At 65.1% G+C, this 17,549-nt stretch carries 10 protein-coding genes and 1 tRNA gene; 6 read left to right on the top strand and 5 right to left on the bottom strand.

Features of this window, described 5'->3' with window-relative positions:
* Positions 1-92: 92 nt before the first annotated feature.
* A tRNA-Arg gene (locus tag WFH44_RS16540) sits at positions 93-165 on the top strand.
* A gap of 104 nt (positions 166-269) precedes the next feature.
* Positions 270-2,210, top strand: coding sequence for a glycosyltransferase (locus WFH44_RS16535; RefSeq protein ID WP_336715052.1), 1,941 nt, complete (start codon positions 270-272; stop codon positions 2,208-2,210).
* Between the two features lie 136 nt (positions 2,211-2,346).
* Here the strand turns inward: WFH44_RS16535 and WFH44_RS16530 are convergent, their stop codons facing one another.
* Together WFH44_RS16530 and WFH44_RS16525 are read right to left on the bottom strand one after the other, a co-directional pair.
* On the bottom strand, positions 2,347-5,955 hold the full coding sequence (locus WFH44_RS16530) for a CDP-glycerol glycerophosphotransferase family protein (RefSeq protein WP_336715050.1): 3,609 nt from the start codon (positions 5,953-5,955) through the stop codon (positions 2,347-2,349).
* Positions 5,952-7,481, bottom strand: a complete 1,530-nt coding sequence (locus tag WFH44_RS16525) for a stealth family protein (RefSeq protein WP_336715048.1) — start codon at positions 7,479-7,481, stop codon at positions 5,952-5,954. Before WFH44_RS16525 ends, WFH44_RS16530 begins: the two co-directional genes overlap by 4 nt.
* A 157-nt stretch (positions 7,482-7,638) precedes the next feature.
* Here WFH44_RS16525 and WFH44_RS16520 point away from each other — a divergent pair, with 157 nt between their 5' ends.
* Both WFH44_RS16520 and WFH44_RS16515 read left to right on the top strand, forming a co-directional pair.
* Positions 7,639-8,880 (top strand): CDP-glycerol glycerophosphotransferase family protein, encoded by a 1,242-nt coding sequence (locus WFH44_RS16520; protein ID WP_336715046.1) that lies wholly within the window; start codon positions 7,639-7,641, stop codon positions 8,878-8,880.
* 55 nt (positions 8,881-8,935) lie between these two features.
* A complete protein-coding gene (locus WFH44_RS16515) occupies positions 8,936-11,011 on the top strand; it encodes an acyltransferase family protein (RefSeq protein WP_336715217.1) in 2,076 nt (691 codons plus the stop codon).
* Positions 11,012-11,060: 49 nt separating this feature from the next.
* Here the strand turns inward: WFH44_RS16515 and WFH44_RS16510 are convergent, their stop codons facing one another.
* Together WFH44_RS16510 and WFH44_RS16505 are read right to left on the bottom strand one after the other, a co-directional pair.
* Positions 11,061-12,911, bottom strand: a complete 1,851-nt coding sequence (locus WFH44_RS16510; protein ID WP_336715044.1) for a glycosyltransferase — start codon at positions 12,909-12,911, stop codon at positions 11,061-11,063.
* On the bottom strand, positions 12,908-13,327 hold the full coding sequence (locus WFH44_RS16505) for a hypothetical protein (RefSeq protein ID WP_336715042.1): 420 nt from the start codon (positions 13,325-13,327) through the stop codon (positions 12,908-12,910). Before WFH44_RS16505 ends, WFH44_RS16510 begins: the two co-directional genes overlap by 4 nt.
* Positions 13,328-13,447: 120 nt before the next feature.
* Between WFH44_RS16505 and WFH44_RS16500 the strand changes: the two genes are divergently transcribed.
* Complete coding sequence (locus WFH44_RS16500) at positions 13,448-16,012, top strand: hypothetical protein (protein ID WP_336715040.1); 2,565 nt, start codon at positions 13,448-13,450, stop codon at positions 16,010-16,012.
* A complete protein-coding gene (locus WFH44_RS16495) occupies positions 16,009-17,070 on the top strand; it encodes an acyltransferase family protein (RefSeq protein WP_336715038.1) in 1,062 nt (353 codons plus the stop codon). Before WFH44_RS16500 ends, WFH44_RS16495 begins: the two co-directional genes overlap by 4 nt.
* Here the strand turns inward: WFH44_RS16495 and WFH44_RS16490 are convergent.
* Positions 17,063-17,524, bottom strand: a complete 462-nt coding sequence (locus tag WFH44_RS16490; RefSeq protein ID WP_264796644.1) for an adenylyltransferase/cytidyltransferase family protein — start codon at positions 17,522-17,524, stop codon at positions 17,063-17,065. The two genes, WFH44_RS16495 and WFH44_RS16490, sit on opposite strands and share 8 nt — an antisense overlap.
* Positions 17,525-17,549: the final 25 nt, after the last annotated feature.

Genomic DNA, 17,549 nt, shown 5'->3' with positions numbered 1-17,549 from the left:
GCACATCGTCCGCCCTGTGGAGGAAGAGCCGCGCCGCTTTCGGGATCGCGGCCGGATCGGGATAAACTTGCTGACTGGCGGAGCTTCGCCAAGCCTCGGTAGCTCAGCGGATAGAGCAGGAGCCTTCTAATCTCTTGGTCGCAGGTTCGATTCCTGTCCGGGGCGCTCATTGATTCGGCCCATAAGTGAGTCCGCATTTTGCCCGTCGGCACTTCCACCGAGTTGCCTGTACCTAAAGCCCTTTTGAGCTCCTCGGGTATTGTCTACTCGTGCCAACAGACGTACATTTCCCGGTAAGCACCCTCGCCCTTCGCCGCGGCGGACTGGTGAAGGCAGTTCGCGACCGTGCGAACACGCTAAAAACCTACGCTGCATTTGACGGCGTGCACATCGATGTCCTCGGTTTCCAGCCCCGGCTCGAAAGCGACGTCGCTGAGATGAAGGCCGGGGGCCATCTACACCAAGACGTGCAGGTGTGGAGTGTCCTGAATGTCCTCGACCCCAGCCCGTCCCTCGATACGCGCCCCGTCGTCGCGCTCCCGCACCAAGACCAGCTGGTAGCGGTCCAGGACCGCAGCAATACCCAGATCTTCCGGTACTTTCACGATGGCCTGCTGAAACTGTTCGTCCGGGTGGCGGACGACGGCACCCCCATGTACATCGACCACTTCAACGATGAAAGGGTCAAGGTCAAACGGGAGGAGATGGATGGAGCGGGCCGGGTCGTCCGGGTCGTTCACTACCCGACGGTTCAGGACGGGGTCGCCGTGCAGCGCTACATAGGACGGAACGCACGGTGCTTCCTGACGATTTGGCAGGCACCCGGAAGCAAGGACTGGGGCCAGAGCTACTTGTTCGGACGGGAAACAAAGCACTTCCCCAACACCGCCAAGTTGTACACCTATGCGTTTGAACAACTCCTTGCAAGGCATTCCAGCGCTGCGATCACCACCGAGTTTCGCGAGAACCTGCCGATCCTGCCCCGCCATAACCTCGACGAGGTCATCCGCAGGATCAAGCACCCGGATCTTCGCAAGATAGTCACTGTGCACAGCAACCACCTTGAGCGGCCGTATGTTCGGGGAGCAGAGGTCAGCGACAATTGGCGCTCCACTCTGGCTCGGCTCGATGCTTACGATGCCATGGTGCTGCTGACCGAAGCGCAGAGGGCCGACATCGCCGCCCAGTTCGGCCACCCCGACCGGCTGACTGTCATCCCCCAGGTCGCGCCTCCGGCGAGGAAGTCCGAGCTGGCCACCGACCATAACCGGCTCATCCTGGTTGCCCGCACCCATCCCAAGAAGCGCTTGGACGAGGCCATCCGCGTCTTCCGGAAAGTCCTTGACGCGAATCCGGCTGCAACCTTGGAAGTATTCGGTTTCGGCTACAAAGACAGTGAAGAGCAACTGATCCACGACCTGATCCAGGAACTGGGCGTGGCGGAGCAGGTGCGCTTCATGCCCTTCACCAACAATCCGGAAGAGATCTATGGTTCGGCGTGTGCGACCCTGCTCACATCCGCCTCGGAGGGCTTTCCGCTGATCCTGCTCGAAAGCATGTCGTTCGGTGTACCTGTGGCGGCCTACGATTCCAACTACGGGCCGCGGGACGTCATCGTCGACGGGGAAAACGGGTACCTGGCGGATTTCGAGGATAGCGACGGGCTGGCCAGGAAAATCCTGCGGCTGATGCAGGATACGGAACTGCGGTCCAGCATGGGCAAGGCCTGTGTCAGCACGTTGGACCGGTTCGATACGGATCAATTCGCAGCGAATTGGACGGAAGTTCTTTCCGCTCCGTCCCGGAAGGTCCGTGCAGACAATTCAGCGCTGGTCCCCGTACTACGGGCGGAGTGGGACGAAAACACCTTGGTTCTGGCTGCGGGCCATAGGGTGCATCCCGACACCAAGCTGACCATCCGCCGGCGAAATGGCCAGTACGCGGCCCAGGCGGACCTGGTCGACGGACAGTGGCGGCTGAAACTGCCCAAGAGCCACCCCGGGGCGATATTCGACGCCTACATCACTTCTCCGGGCCATCAGGCCGAGAAGCGACTGGTTTTCGGGGATCCGCACATCGTGCACCATCCCGCGTTCAAGGTGTATGCGACGAAGCACGGCTCATTCTCGGTCCGTCACCAGGACAATAAGCGGTCCGCCCAGGGGGCCCATTGGCTTCGCCGTTGGGCGCGCGGGCTGAAGGGCCGATAAGGCCGCACTGCCTGCGTTGCTGTCCGGCCCGGCACTCGGACGGTCCTAGGTACTCCCGAATCAAAGGGGAGGACCTAGGACCGGTCAGCGTCCGATCAGGGCCGAGCCGCTTCCCGTTCCCGGCTCGGGGAAACCGCTAACGTCGGGGCTCGATCCGTCCGAACAGCTCGTCTACGACGCGTTCCGTCGCGTGGCCGTCGTCGTGCGGCGCGAATTTGGCCACGAAGGCCTCCAACCGACGGTCGCGGTCCGCATCCGGCTGGAAAGCCTTCTCCAGTTCGGCGTAGAGGCCGGCCTCGGAGTCGACGACGGGCCCGGGCAGCTCGGCGCTGTAGTCCAGGTAGAATCCGCGCAGCGTGTCCCGGTAGAGCTCCAGGTCGTAGGCGTAGAAAACGACGGGGCGACGGAGGATGGCAAAGTCGAAGAAGACTGACGAATAGTCGGTTATCAGGACGTCGCTGGCCAGGTACAGCTCCTGGATCTCCGGGTATCCGGAAACGTCCTGGACCGATTCCCGTGCACTGTCCGGAATCACGATGTTCCCGCTGACCAGGACGTGCATGCGCAGCAGCAGCACCGCGTCCGAGCCAAACCGTTCGTGGAAGGCCTCCACATCGAACGGCATCTCGAAATGGAACCGTCCCTTGCCATTGCTCTGCGAGTCGCGGAAAGTCGGCGCATAGAGGACAACGCGTTTGCCTTCCGGGATGCCCAGCTTCCGCTTGATTTCGGCACCCCGCTCTTCGGCGGACTCGTCGGCGAGGATGTCATTGCGCGGATAGCCGGTTTCCAGCACCCGGCCGCTGAATTCGAAGGCGCTGCGGAAAGCCGAGGTGGCGTATGGGCTGGGCGACAGCAGGACGCTCCACTGCCGGACGGCCTGGCTGACGCGGTCGAGGTACCCCTCGTCCCGGCCGTGGACCTCGTCGAGGTCGTGCAGCATCCGCTTCAACGGCGTACCGTGCCAGGTCTGGACCATGACGCCGTTCTTGCGGCGGCGGATATAGAACGGGAAATTCTGGTTGTTGACCCAGTACTTTGCGCGGGCAAGGTACCAGTAATACTGGGGCGACAGCCGCTTGACCACCTTCGTGCGATCGTCCTTTACCGGCAGCTTGCCGCGGTAGACCCACACCTTGGTCCGCGGGTCATTCCTGCGGACCAGTTCCTCGTAGATGTAGCGCGGGCTGTCCGCGTACTGCTTGCCGATCCCGCTTTCGAAGACGATCAGCTCCTCGTCCATCGGCAGGCGGAGCGCGGCTGAGTAGAACCGCCGCATCGAGGGGAAATAGAAGCGGCTGCGGCGAAACCGGCCGAAGACCCGTTCGCCGAGTTCGGGGTCGACCAGCTTGCGGATACGTGATTCGGCCGGCTTGGCATGGAGGACCGCTTCGAAGATGCGTGCAGAGTTGTCGCGGTCCTTGAACGTCAGGAACCTGCGGGAGCGCCGGACATACTCCTCCGTCATGACGCACCCCGATTGCAGGGACTGTTCGAGGTCGCCGAGCAAGGTATCCGCGTCGAAAGCGATCTTGCCGGGAAGTTCCGCGTCCAGGTCCAGGTGCGATCCCTTGCGCCCGAGGAACCGCTCCCGGTCGAACTGGAAGTAGTGGACCGGCTTTTCGAGGAAGCTGAAATCGAATCCGACGCTGGAGTAGTCGGTCACCATGACCGCGCTCTCCTTCAGCAGGTGCTGCACGTCGACCTCGCCTTGCGAGATCACGCGCGCGGGAGCATCGGCAAAGTAGTTACGGTACTGCTGCATGTTGGGGTGCAGGCAGAAAACGATCTCTGCATCATGCTCGACCGCCATCCTGCGCAGCCGCTCGTCATGCAGCAGTTCGTTCCACTGCTGGAAGTACTCGGACTCGGTGAACAGTTCCGGGCGCGTCAACCAGTCCCGCCAGGTGGGGATGATCAGGATCTGGTTCTTCTTCACCGCGACATCGCCGGCAAACAAGGCGTCAAACCGCGACAGGCCCGCAACGACGACGTCTTTGGCCGGGTACTCGAAGTCATCGACGATGTACTCCTTTTCCCGGTCGGAGCTGACGATGAACAGATCGGTATCGAAGCCGGCGGACTTCTTGCCGTAGTTCGGCACCATCCATTTGGTGCCCATGACACCGTGCTGCAGGAACACCTTGACGCCGCCGACCGTCCGCCGGAACTGCGGCATTCGCGTCGGATACAGGAAATCCGGGTGGTGGGAACCGATGAACCGCTCGGCCCGCAGGGCGAGGTCGAAATGCTGCTTGGAGCGGAAGGCCACCACGTTCCCCAGCCCATCCAGATTGCGCCTCTCCGGCGACTCCGGATCGATCACGTAGTAGGCGTCGATCTCCGGATGCTCCGTGCGCATGTAGCGGAAGAAGTGCAGGCCGGTGTCCTGGGCCTTGTAGGGCCGCTCCCCGATCAGCCAGACGGGTTTGCTCCCCGGGCGCCGCTGGGGCTGGAGGGGAATCCGCGTCCGGCGACGCAGATGTTCGAAGGCTCCGGCATCCAGCAACTCCACATGGAAGGAGGTCTTCTTGGCCTTGAAGGTGTAGTAAGGGGTCAGCAGCAGGGTCTTCGTGCCGCGGCGCTGCCACCCGGCGTGCGACAGCTTGCGGGTCAGGTACTTGGTCTTGCCCACACGGGTACGGACGGGCTCGGCGCCCGGCTCTTCCTGTACTTCCAGCCAGGCATCGAGGATGGTTTCCCCCGCGAGCTGTTCGTCCGGGTAGGGAGCGAAGTCCAGCTTCGCTTCGAACCCGTACTCGCGCAGGCCGAATCGCGCCACAACGGTGCGCTCGTCCAGCTGGAGCGTTGCCGCCGTCGAATAGCGCGTCCCGGTATCCCGTCCCAGCAAGACGAGTTCGGCCCGGTACGCCGTTCCATGCCGCGTCACGAGCCGTCCGGTGAAGCTCACGATTCCGCCGTCGACCGACAATTTGCGGACATACACCGCGTTGTACGGTTTCAGCGTGCGGTTCAGGGCCAGCGCGAGATAGCCGTTGCGATTGATGTAGAGCTGGGCCCGGTTGGCCCCCGACTCGACCGCCTCGAACCTGCCGGCGTTCGTCGACATGAAGCGTCCGAGCCCGATCATGGCCCGCCATTCGTCGGGGAATTCCGGCCCGTCCGCATCGCGAAGCTGCCGGAATTCCGCGAACTTCAGCGGCTGCCCTGCCTCATCGGAGCGGATATCGCGGGCATAGCGCGGGATATCCGCGGCGGCGGCGGCAACTTCAAGGTAAAGCGCGACGGCGGCGCCCTGGGAGTCCGCGGCGGCCGCCGTGTCGGCGGTAACCGGCGTGTCCGCCCCCGCGCCGGCCTGGCCGGCGCCTTCCCCATCCGCGTCGGCACTGGTCTCCGTGGTCCCTTCCGCGTCCGCTGCGATACCCGATCCGGCGGCACCTGCAGCGCTCTCGGCCTCGTCGATTCCGAACCCGGACGGCAGCTCCTGTGCGAAGCGCGCCAGATCCAGTTCCGCTTGGTAGGTGACCCCCTCCGTAGCCGCCGGATGCCCGGATGCCTTGGCGGCACGGGCAGTGTCGGCCAGCCGGATCCAGCCCGCCTCGCGGTGAAGGGCCCAGACGGCGGCCGGCGCCAAGCCCGGACTCAGGGTGAATTCCACCGTAGCCGCGGTCCCGGACTGGACGACCCTGAGCTCATGGAGTTCGCGCCGTGCGGAATTGGACCTCGGATCGAGCGCCTGCTCGGCCCTAGCCTTGGCCTTCGATATCAATGAGGGCGTGTTCATTCTTCTCCTAGTTCAAACGAACCGGGCACCGGGAAATAGGCTTCCAGGAAGTCGTTCAGCATCGCGTCCTGCCGTTCGGGAGCGACGTCGGCCGGACCGGTCTCGTTAAGGCAAAATACGTCGGCGTCCCGGTTGCGCAGCAGGCGCAGCAGCTTCACCGGCGCCGAGGGCTCCGAGATGTCGCAGAATCGGTAGTCAATGGTCCCGGGAACCGCGGCGCCGATCCCGTAACCGTAGTAGTGGGCCAGCGACGACGGAATGGAAATGTCCTCCGGGCTCCGGAACGGGGACCGGGTGGTCCGGGCATGGTCGTTGGGAAAGTCCTGCTCGATCCGCCGCAGCGTGCTGACACGCTGCGCGTGTGCGGCGTGCTTGAACTTGCGGGACACTGTCCTGCCGAACCGTTCCTCCAGGAGTGCGCGGTTGCGCTTGGCAGCGCTGTCCACCGGAAGGTCGGCCGCCGAGATTCCCCCGGCAGGGATCCGCTGTTCGGAGAGGAAGAACTTCGACAGGCCGTTCCCGTGGAAGAACCGTTCCGGGCCTACCCGGCGCCCGAAGAATACGTCGTCGTTCAGGTAGAGGAAATGCTCGCTCAAGCCCGGAATCCGATGCAGTCTGGCCTCGATCGCGTGCGAGTTGAAGGTCGGCAGCGCCTCTGCCGGGAAGATTTCGCAGTGGTCGACGACGGTGATCCGCGGGTTACCGGTGTCCAGCCAGTGCGGCACCTGGCCTGCCGTCACCAGGAAGATCCGTTTGACCCAGGGGGCGTAGTAGTCGATCGAGCGCAGGGAGTAGCGCAGTTCGTCATGGGAGCGGTAGCGCTCCGGGTTGGCCGCGTGCGGGTTAACGGTACCCGGATGGATCCGCGCCCAGGCGGCCTCCCGCTCCCGTGCCCACCGGGGGTCCTCGCCGTCGACCCAGGTGTAGACGATGTCCACCGGGTCGGTGAACTCGTCCATCCCCGCCAGGGGAAGCGCGTCGCCGGTGGGGCCGATTTGGCAGGCCAGCTCGCTGCCGGACAGGACCAGTCCGTCCGCGCAGCGGTACTCGAAGACTTCCAGCGGCCACTCACCGGGAGCCGCGCTGCGGATGAGCCCGGCGGGTGTCCCGCCCCTCCCGCAGGCGTAGACGGCCCGCGTTTCTGCCAGTTGCCCCAGTTCCCGGGCAATCAAAGGCAGGTCCTCGGCGGCCGCGGCCAGCCGGAGTCCTCCACCCGGAGTTCCGGGCTCCAGCCGGTAAGCGACCCCGGCGGCGTCGGCCGCAGCGGCGGCGAGCGCCGCATTCTCCTGAGCCACGGCGGCCGCCGAAAACCGCCGGACCGTCCTCGCCAGGACGATCCCGTCAGCTGTCCTTAGGGGAACGTAGCCCGGCTCCAGGCTGGCACGGACGCTGCGAGTGCGTGCCTTGTCGAGGCGTCCGGCCACAGCGCGTTGCGCCGCGGTGCGCCCCTCGATCACGTCGAAAGCCGTCTGCAGGACTGGCTGAGGCAGAAGGCGCGCGACCTTGCCCTTCATTCCTGCGATCATAGAATCCTTTCAGCACCGCTGGCGCCCCTCCTGCCCGGAAGAGCCGTTACAGTCTAACAATGCCCCCCTGACCGGGAGTGTGGAGGCTGAACGACGGCGGGCCGGCACGGTTCGTTAGGCTGTAAGGCACCGCTAGCCCTCCCGACAGGAGTTCCCCGTGCCGCGCATCGAGCAGTTCCGACGTGCTCTGAAAGTCCTTTCCGACCATGCCTCCAATCTCCTGCTGGAACGCAGGGTGCGGCAGCAGCTGGCATCGGCCGCCCCTGCTACCGGCCAAGGGTACGACGCCGTGGTCTACTTCGCGGACGACGTCGCCAGCGCGTACCAGGTACGGCAGTGGTTCGGTCCGATGTCCAGGCTCGCTCGGACACACCCCGTGGCAGTGCTATGCCACCGGCCCTCCACGGCCGGCGCGCTCTTGAAGGATGCGCCGCTGCCCGTCCATCTGGCTACGGGCATCGCGCAAGTCGAGGAATTCATCCAGGCCCACGGCGTCAGGGTGGTCTTCTACGTCAACAACAACCAGGCGAACTTCACGGTCCTGCGGCTTACGTCGCCGATCCACATCCACCTGAGCCACGGCGAGAGCGACAAGATCTCCATGGCCTCCAACCAGTTGAAGGCCTACGACCACTGCTTCATCGCCGGCGAGGCATCGCGGCGCAGGATCGAGGCCGCGGTCAGGCATCTGCGGCCCGGGAGCCTGGTCGAGGTCGGCCGGCCGCAACTGGACGACTCCCTGGACGGCACCGGCGGGAGCCAGGGCACCACCGGAGGCGACCGCGTGGGGAAGGCCGGCACGACGCGGCGCGCAACCGTCCTCTACGCCCCCACGTGGGAAGGCGACCGCCCGGCCATGGCTTACGGCTCCCTCGTTTCCCACGGGCCGGCGCTGGTCGAGGCCATCCTGGCCAGCGGCGAGTACCGCCTGATCTTCCGCCCCCATCCCCGGAGCGGAACGCGGCTCCCGGCGCACGGCCAGGCCGTCGAGAGGATCAGCGCCATGATCAAGGCGGCCGCCAAGACGGAGCCCGAGGCGGGACACTACGTAGATGACCGCCCGGACTTCGCCGAATCCATGTCGGAAGCGGACGTCTGCGTCTGCGATATCTCCGCGATGGCGATGGATTGGCTGCCGCGGGGCAAGCCGCTATTGGTCACGATGCCGGCCGACCCCGGGGCCGCCGTCGACCGGAACGGGATTGCCGGCGTCGTGCCCCTTCTGGACACCGGCGACAGCGGCAACATCGTGCAGGTCCTGCACGATCTCGAGGCCGCTCCTGTCAGCCGGGAACAATCGGACCTGGTCCGGCGGATCTTCGGCGACACCTCACCCTTCGCCAGCACGCGGCGCTTTATCAGCGCCTTCGAAAGGGCCTTGGCAGAGGCTGGCCTGTAGAATAGCGGGCTAACGGAGTCGGGGGTCCCAGGAAAGTGCCGACAGGAGGCGTCTAATTTCAGCCGAACAGTCCAAAGCGGGCAGCGGGAAGACAGGTTTCCGCGCCGACATCCAGGGCCTGCGCGCCATCGCCGTGGGCCTGGTGGTCATCTATCATCTGTGGCCCGAACGGCTCACCGGTGGATATGTCGGCGTGGACGTCTTCTTCGTGATTTCGGGGTTCCTGATCACCTCCCATCTGATCAACAAGCCGCCGCGGACAGCCAAGGACCTGGCGCATTTCTACGGCCGACGGATCCGGCGCCTGCTGCCGGCCGCCTTCGTCGTACTGGCGGCCACCGCGGCGGCCGCCCGCCTGGTCGCGCCGCCGACCCTGTGGGAAGGCATCGCCAAAGAAGTCATCGCCTCCGCCCTCTACGTGCAGAACTGGGTCCTCGCCGGCAGTTCGGTTGACTATCTGGCGGCGGAAAACGAGCCGACCCCCACCCAGCATTTCTGGTCCTTGTCAGTCGAGGAACAGTTCTACCTGCTTTGGCCGGTCATCATCCTTGGCGTCTTCAGGGCCGCCGGCCGGGCCCGGCGGAATCCGATGGGCCTGGTGCGGGCCGCCATCGGAACGGTCTTTGCCGCTTCGCTTGCCTTCTCCGTCTACGCCACGGCGGCCGAACCGGGTAGCGCCTACTTCATCACTCCCACGCGAATGTGGGAACTGGCGGCCGGTGGCCTCGTCGCGACGCTGGCTCCGCTGGCGGCCACCCGGATCAACCCCGCGGCCAACGCCGCCCTCTCCTGGATAGGGGCGGGCGCCATCGTCATCGCAGGCCTGACCTATACGGATGCGACGCCGTTCCCGGGCTATGCGGCCGCGCTGCCGGTGCTCGGTACGGCCCTGGTGATCCTGGCGGCATCCGGGCACCGGATGTCGCCGACCACCATGTTCGCGGCCCGTCCGGTCCAGTGGCTGGGCGGTGTGTCGTACTCCGTCTACCTCTGGCATTGGCCCCTGATCGTGCTGCTCCCCTACGCCACCGGCGGGGACCTGGGTTGGGTGGACAAGCTGGCCATCATCGCCGCGACCTTGGTCCTGGCCGCACTCAGCAAGACTTTCGTCGAGGACCGCTTCCGCTTCACGCGGGCGGCCCAGGGACTGATCCCGACCTACCGATTCGCCGCCGCCGGAATGGCAATCCTCGTCGCCGCCGGCGGGCTCCAACTGGCCGAAGTCGGTTTCCGCACGCAGCAGGCGCAGCAGCAGCTGGCCGCGGCGGAAACCAGCAACGATCCGTGTTTAGGCGCTGCCGCAATCGCCAAGGGCTTCGACGAGTGTGTACCAGACCCCGACGCTCCCTTGGTCCCGGATCCCGCCCTGGCCAAGGAGGACCGCGCGGACGCCTACGAGGACCAGTGCTGGTCCAACTCACCATTCACTGACCGTCCCGTGTGCAAATACGGCGACGGCGAGACGCAGGTTGCGCTGGTAGGCAATTCGCACGCGGGCCATTGGCTGCCGGCGCTGCAGATCCTGGCGGAGAAGAACGACTGGACCATCTCGACATACCTGGTGTCACGCTGCAACCCGACGAACGTTCCGCTGAAGTTCGACACCCAGGAGAAGACCGACAACTGCCTCAAGTACGGGGACTGGGTCCTCGACCAGACAACGGGCGGCCAGTACGACCTGGTGATCACCTCCGAGCGGCAGTCGGTACCGGTGCAGGGCGAGTCCTGGAAGACGACCGAAAATCCCGCAGTCGACGGGTACCTGTCGTATCTGGCCGAATGGGACAAGGCCGGCACCAACGTCCTCGTCATCAAGGACCCGCCTTATCCCGGGAACGAAATCAGCTCAATCCCGGATTGCCTGGCCGAGAATGAGGGCGATGCCGGCGCTTGCAGCGGCACCCCGCGGGAGTGGCATTGGATGGACCCCCTGTATACCGCGGCCAGGGACCTGGATTCTCCGCGGATCGAAACAGTGGACCTGGACAGCTACTTCTGCCCCGACGGAACCTGTGAGGGCGCTGTCGGGTCCGTCGTGACGTATTCCGACGGTTCGCATATAACGGCGACCTATGCCAAGACGCTCGCGCCGTACCTGGAGCGTCCGATCGCGGACGCGCTGAAGAGCTAGGGTTTAGCCGCCCGGAGCCGGTTGCCCGTCTCCGGGCGGGCCGCTGCCCCTAAACGAGTTTCAGGCTCAGCGAGCCATGAGCCGTGGCGTACGGTCTCCAGGACGGCCCTGGTCCGGGAAACCCGACGCGGAATGATTTCAGCACGTTGTTCCCCTTCACTTGCAGGAAGATGTCCAGCTCGTTGTTGTCTTCGGGCACATCGCGGGCGATCTGGTCCGCGGTCACCTCTGCCTTGATGCCGAGGAGGCCCGGTCCTCGTGCCTCGACCTCGGCGGGATAGAACGCCGGCGCCCCGCCGGAGCGTCGTCCGATCACCAGGTTCGCCCCTAGAATTTCCTCCGCGGCCGGCCCGGACTGCTGCGCCCAGGTGATATCGCCTGCGATACCCAGGCCGCCCGCCGCGGTGTAAAAGAGTTCCTTGAGCCGGAAGCCCAGATTGGTCAGGGCCAGCCGCTCCAGGCGCTGGGCCCATGCGGTACCGATCGTCCGGGACCACTGCTCCAGGACTGCCTCGTTTGAGAATCTCTCGCTCCGCTCCCAGGCGGCGGCGCCCAGCCGGTGCGCCAGATCGTCGTCGTCGCAGAGCCGAATGACGCGTTCAGCTGCGGCTGCCACGTCCCTTGCAGAAACGAGGAATCCGTTAACGCCATCCTCGATCACGTCGCTGGGGCCGTAGCGGATGTCGTAGGCGACCGGCGGGCAGCCGCGGCCGAGGCTCTCCATCAGGGAGAGCGGCTGGCCTTCGTTGCGGCTGGTCAGCAGCGAAAACCGCGCGGTCTCGAACTGGGCCGCTGCGTTGGGTGTGTGGCCATGCAAGCGGACGGCGTCCTGCAGCCCAAGCACGTCGATCTTGGCCTGCAGCTCGTCACGGAGCGAACCCGTTCCATAAATGTCCAGACGGACCAGCGGCCGCTGCTGATGCACCCGGGCCATGACCTCGATGGCGTGCGGAACGTTTTTCTGGGCCTCAAGCCGGCACACCATGACTCCACGGTTTGGCATCCGCGCCGCAAAATCCGGCAGCTCCTCGCTCCGCGGTTTGGGGTTGGACACCGTAAAGAGATTCGTGGACTTTCCGAAACGGGCCTCGTAGTCCTGGCGCTGCTTCCGAGTCAAAAAGACCAGTCCGTCCCAGGCCAGGCTGTTCTCATGGATCGGTTTCTGGCCTGTGGCCAGCTTGCCGAGGAAAGGATCTCCGCCACCGCCAATGTGGCTGTTGTGGAGCACCATGAGTTTGATGATGTTGGGCTCGTCGATAGGTGCCACGACCGGACCGGCGAAGGAGCTGTCGACGACTAAGGCGGTCGGTTGTCCCCCGGCCAGCTCCGTCATCCAGAAGCGGTAGAAGTCCCCTGCCCGTCGCCACTGCGCCCTTGCAGTGCCGGTTTCGTCGGTCAGCGTCAGGAAACGCCCCTTGCTCGCGCCGTCCTGTGTGTGAGGTGTCTCGTCGCGCAGGAACACGGTTCCGTCGGGTCGATAGAAGTGCCGTGCCGCCACTGTGGTGCCGTCGGGCCGGAGGAATGCCCGCGAGTAAACGTTCCCCTCCGGATCAAGCACCACTTCCGGAAGACCCCGCTCGCCCTCGTCGACGGGGACGGGGACGGGCTTGGGGCCGACGACCTCGCTGGCGGCTGCTGCACGGTAATACTGGAAGACGTTGAGGACCTCGGTGTCGTGGGAGAGCTTTCCCTGGCTGCGGAGCCGCTCGACGGTTGACGCGTAGCTGGGCTTGGTGTCGAAGGTCAGGACGCCGGCCGACCGGCCCGCCTCAGCGAAGGCCCCTGCCCGGTGCAGGCTCATGGTGGTCATTCCTCCGAAGTTCTCTGCAATGCCCCACAGCACCATGAAATACTTCATGTCCGGAAGCCGCGCCTTCCCGGTTTCCTGCACGCCGCTCATGCGTCCTTCCTCTTCAGGCTCAAATTGCCCAACTTGGTCGGGTAAGGTAGCCAGCGCGCCGCCCCCCGGTCCCATGCGACCCGGGTCCGTGTCTCCTGGCCGGAACCGCGGCTGATGAAATATACGTCGGCCAGCGTGTCGCCGGCGATCTCGAGTGCCTTCAGTGGAATCCGGCCGGAAACCTCCAGCTGCCGACCCTTCCCGGCCCATCGAGCCGGGTATTCCGTCTCCGACTGAGTCTTCCTGCCGACAATAAGGAATGCTGCCGCTTCCAAATCGAATTTGGCCGGTTGAGCCGTACCCCTCAAGGTCAGCTCACCCGAGGCGTTGATGCCGGTCTTCGTCAATTCGAATCCTCCAGACGATGCAGCTGGCAAAGGTACTCCCCCATAGGTGAAATAGATGATGTTACGCACGCGCGGTTCGGCACCAACCTTATCGTCACCGTGCACTCCTGTGCCGATCGGACCGCAGGCGTCGCGAATTCAGTAAGATGTCATCTGATGTTTCCCCGACCTGCCGCAAGGAACCACGTCTTGACTGATCTTTTTGCCCTGCCCGGCCGTACGTTGCGTGAAGGAAAGCGCAACCTACGGAAATCCCTCAAACCTGTGGCGAAGGCGGTCCTCCCCACCGTTGCCGGCATTGCCGGCGAAACCATTGCCCCGCGCAAACCTGCCCGCGTACCCGCGGCCAGCGCCCCCGCAGTGTCCGCCGAACGGAAGCCTGAAACGCCGTCAATCATCAATATTGTCGCTGGCGGCGGCTCGCTGGCCCCGACGATCATCGGCGAAGCACGCTCCGCCATTGCCGCCGGGGAGGCACAAACCGTGCTCTCCGCCGGCCACAGCCTGCGTGCATCCGGGTCTCCGGTCAATATCGTGCGGAGTGTGCGGGGCATGGCCCTGCTGGTGATCTCCGGCACGGACCTGGCCTGGCGCGAGTTCCGCGGCATCGACGATGACCGCATCGTCAACCTGTGCCCGGCGGAATACTTCGCCGCGGCGTTCGGCCAGGCGCCTGACGAGGCCGCTGAAACCCTTGAGCGGCTCCTGGCCAACCAAGGGCACGCAGACTGGCCGGCGGCTGCCGTGCTGTCCGTTGCCGGGATGGCTTTCGCGAGGAACCAGCTGGACGCGGCGAGGCTCCTTGCCGCCCACGGACTGGGTAGGCCGGTGCATGCCCTGACGCGTCTCCAGCACCGCGAACTGGAACGTCTGCAGACCTGGTTTCCGGAAGGCTCGCGCCGGAGACCGTTGGAGAAGCCGCAGACTGCGGTGAACTTTGGCCTGCTCAGCTACCAGCAGCCCGATGCGTGGTCGCGGAACGTCGGTGACTACATCCAGACCCTGTCCTCCATCGGGCACCTGGTCCGGCACAGCAACCTCGAGTTCGTAGGCGATCCGGACCTCGTGCAGTTCCTGGAGGGCGCCCGTTCCCGCGTCAAGGACGAGCGCCGGCTGGATACCGCGGAGGCGACTGTGGGCGTAGTCGAGACGTTCCGGGACGCCAGCACGCTGCAGGACATACCCGAGAACACCTGGGCCTTCGCCTTCGGGTGGTACATGCACCACACCTTCGGCCAGACGTTCAACTTCCCGTTCCACCCCAACATCCGGCCAATCTTTGTCTCGTTCCACGTCAACAAGCCGGACATGCTGACACCCGAAGCGATTGACTACCTGAAGAAGTACAGCCCGGTCGGTTGCCGGGACTGGCAGACCGTGGCGCTGCTGCGCGCAGCGGGTGTTCCTGCCTTCTTCTCGGGCTGCATGACGACGACGGTGGACACCGTCTTCCGCCGCGACGGCGGCGACGACCGCACGGCAACGGCGTTCGTGGATGCTCCCAAGACCGGTGAAGGAGACGTCCTGCTGCAAACGCAGCGAAGCATGCGCGAGATGTCGTTCACCGACAAGCTTGGCACCGCCGTCGAATGGGTGGGCAATTACCACGAGCGCTACCGGTACATTTCGACCTCCCGGCTGCATTGTTTCCTTCCAGCCCGGTCTGTCGGCTGCGAAGTCGAATTCCTTCCTAAGAACCCGTCCGATGTCCGCTTCGCCGGGCTCATCGGTACTACCCCGCAGGATTTCGACAGGATCCGGCAGGGCATCCTGGACAAGCTCGCCGCAATCGTTCCCCTGATCGCGGGCGGTGCCTCCGAGGACGTCGTGTACGCAGAGTGGGCGGAGGTTTGTGCGCCCGCGATGGCTGAAGCCGATCGCTTCCTGGCCATGAAGCCTGCGGCCGAGCCGACCGTTGAAGACATCAGCCTCATGGCCCGGAGCGCCGCCTCCCCGGTCGCTTCGGGCGGCGGGGCTGTCGACGTCGTCATCGATCTGCGGCCCGGAGGGGCCGGGCACCTGCAGCGACTGGTCAACTCCATCGCAACCGCAACCACGGCCGAAGTCAGGCTCTGGGTACCGGATCACGACATCCCGGAGGACGTGAAAAGCGGCCTACGACTGCCCTCACCCTCGCTCAGCGTGCATTGGCTATCCGGGGCGGAACTCAGCGGCGGGTTCGGCTCGGTGTCCGCACAGCAGCGACGGAACGTGCTGCTGGCCCTGGTCCCGGAGATCCTGGCCGGCAGTAGGCGCGCCGTCTACATCAACGACGCCGTGATGCTGCGGTCCGACATCGCGGACCTGCTGCGGGCGGAGCTCGACGGTCAGGTCGTCGCGGCACGCGATGAGCACCGCAAGGGCTATCAGAGCGGCTTCCGGCTGCTCCGGTCCATTTCCATCCGGCACCGCGCAGACCACGCGAAGGCGATGGAAATGGTGGCAGTGACCCATGCCCTGCACCCGTTCGATTTCCGTGTGTTCGACGCATCGGTCCTGGTCATGGACCTGGAAGCCGCGCGTTCTTCCGGCGTCGCCCGGAGCGTCGTCAGCCTCCTGGTGAACTACAAGATGGACTTCGGAGAGGCGCTGAACGCCGTCCTGGGAGCCGCACGGACCCCGCTGGATCCGAGGTGGAATTACTCGCCGCTGCTTGGCGACGGAGATGATGCCAGGCTCGTCAACTGGCGGGACGGACGGAAACCGTGGAGCTCGGCCTACGCCCCGTTCGCCGAAGAGTGGCGCCGCCTATGACGGCCAGGTTTCAGCCCGAGAGCGCGACGCCCGCCCCGGCCCGCGTCCGCCAGACGTGGATCGACCAGGCCCGCTGGGCCGCGATCGTCCTGGTTGTGGCCGGGCACGCGGTGGGCTTGCTGCGCGGGAGCAGCGGCCTGGCCCTGGTGGTGTCGAACTACGTCTACATCTTCCACATTCCGGTCTTCGTGATGCTCGCCGGCTGGGGTGCCCGCCGCGCCCAGGCCGATGGGACAGGGCTGACCAAGATCTTCTGGCAGCTCCTCGTGCCGTACATCCTGTTCCAGCTGATCGCCTTCGGCTTCGGCTACTTCTTCGAGGATGACAAGCCCAGCTGGTCCTTCACCTCCCAGACCTTCGGTCTGTGGTTCCTGGTGGCATTGGCCGGCTGGCGCCTGATCGTGCCGTGGTTCCGGGGACTGCGCTTTGCCGTTCCGATCGCGGTCCTGCTGGCCGTGGCAGCGGGCCTTAGCTCGAACATCGACGGATTCCTGTCACTGTCCCGCATCCTGTATTTCCTGCCGATGTTCCTGCTGGGCCCCTGGCTGGTGGACCGGATTTCCCAGTGGCGCGGGGATGTCCGGTTCCGCGTCGGTGGCGTCGCCGTACTGGCAGGGGGCGCCTTGCTGACCCTGCTGCTGGGTGGAAACTTCAACCGCGAGCCCTTCCTAGGGAACGTCGGCTACGAAGCAATGGAAATGTCGGCGCTCGAGGGGACCGGCTGGCGCCTGCTCGCGCTGACCTCCGGCACCCTCATGGCGGCAGCGTTCATGCTGGCCCTCCCGGGCCGTCCCAACGCCCCCTCTCGGCTGGGATCGTCCGTTGCCGAAGCCGGCCGCCACACCATGTACCCGTACCTGCTGCATCTCCCGCTGTTGACCGTGGTGGGTTCCACCGCCCTGGTCGAGGCGGGTCAGCCGACGCTGCGCACGGTGGCCTTTATCGCCGGCTCGCTCGCATTCTGCATCGTGGCCAGCTGGAAGCCGGTCAGGATGATGACGGCGGTCGTCGTGGAGCCGCGGACGCTGTTCCCGCCGGCGCCCGGGAAGGTCAGCTAAGTTCCTTGACGATCTGGCTGATGCTGTCCAGAGTCCGCTTGAGTTCCTCTACGTGCCGCTCGTCGAACGCGCTGAGCACACGCTTCATTTCCGTCGTGGAGATGCCGGAGGTACGGGGCAGGTAGACCACCTCGACGCTGTCGCCCAGATCGTCGAACTTCCCTTTCCAATCCTCGCCGATCCCGAAGACATCCACGCCGTACTTGGCGATGTCTTCGCGCTTTTGTTCCCACCGGTCTTCCGGGATGGCTTCATCGACGTAGCGGATCGACCGCACGATCTCGATCCGCTGGTCGAAGGGGACAACGGGCTTCTTGCCCTTGAGTGCGTTGAACTCGTCCGTGGATACTCCGACAATCAGCCGGTCCCCCAGGGAGCTCAGCCGCTTCAGGATGTTCAGGTGTCCGATGTGGAACAGGTCGAATGTTCCGTAAGTGAGGACCGTCTTGCCCACGTGCTACCACAGACCTTTTCTTCAG

Source organism: Arthrobacter sp. USHLN218, assembly GCF_037144715.1.
GTDB lineage: Bacteria > Actinomycetota > Actinomycetes > Actinomycetales > Micrococcaceae > Crystallibacter.
The sequence above is the reverse complement of the archived record's forward strand: the minus strand, read 5'-3'. Positions and strand labels throughout refer to the sequence as shown.

Excerpts from the sequence above, each read along its gene's own strand:
- WFH44_RS16495 (WP_336715038.1), top strand. The coding sequence starts at position 16,009 with ATGACGGCCAGGTTTCAGCCCGAGAGCGCGACGCCCGCCCCGGCCCGC.
- WFH44_RS16530 (WP_336715050.1), bottom strand. The coding sequence starts at position 5,955 with ATGAACACGCCCTCATTGATATCGAAGGCCAAGGCTAGGGCCGAGCAG.
- WFH44_RS16510 (WP_336715044.1), bottom strand. The coding sequence starts at position 12,911 with ATGAGCGGCGTGCAGGAAACCGGGAAGGCGCGGCTTCCGGACATGAAG.
- WFH44_RS16525 (WP_336715048.1), bottom strand. The coding sequence starts at position 7,481 with ATGATCGCAGGAATGAAGGGCAAGGTCGCGCGCCTTCTGCCTCAGCCA.